Source organism: Arthrobacter sp. JCM 19049 (assembly GCF_001310435.1).
Window position 1 is genome coordinate 1 of record NZ_BAXF01000891.1, and the last position, 606, is coordinate 606.

Sequence of the window (606 nt, forward strand, 5' to 3'; positions counted from 1 at the left end):
TCCCGGGCTCCACCACCTGCCGGGCGATCGCGTCGCATCGATCACCACCGCGCCCAGCTTCAGCAGCTGCGCGGCCACCGCCGATTTGCCCGAGGCGATGCCCCCGGTCAGTCCCACATGAATCATGACACCCGCTAAGTAAGAATGGCCTCAGGTCTAGAACTCCACCCTATAAACTAAGTCAGATGAACAGCAACGTTTCGGTGGCGAGTCGGTACACCATCCTGGCCGCGGACCTGTCGCACGAAGTGGAGATCAAGCGTTCGCGCTTCATCACCTACCTGTACCGGGTGTCCTCCGAACCGACGCCCGCGGGCACATTGCCGCGCTGCGCAAGCAGCATTTCGACGCCCGCCACCACTGCAGCGCGTTCGTGCTCGGCGCGGACCGGATGACCCAGCGCTCCTCCGACGACGGGGAGCCGGCCGGCACCGCCGGGATCCCGATGCTGGAGGCGCTGACTAAACGCGAAACCACCCACGGCACCGATTTGAGCGACGTGCTGGCCGTGTGCGTGCGCTACTTCGGCGGGATCAAGCTTGGCGCTGGCGGCTGGTGCGCGCCTACTCCGACTCCGTCTCCCAGGCGCTGGACGCGGCCACCCTG

General features: G+C 66.2%; 1 protein-coding gene and 1 pseudogene. One reads left to right on the forward strand and one right to left on the reverse strand.

The window, feature by feature from the left end; translation table 11 throughout:
* On the reverse strand, window positions 1–126 hold a 126-nt coding region (locus JCM19049_RS23745; RefSeq protein WP_374700353.1), incomplete at its 3' end, for a dephospho-CoA kinase.
* Window positions 127–185: 59 nt separating this feature from the next.
* Here JCM19049_RS23745 and JCM19049_RS16965 point away from each other — a divergent pair.
* A pseudogene (locus JCM19049_RS16965) lies at window positions 186–606 on the forward strand (YigZ family protein); the annotation flags it as partial.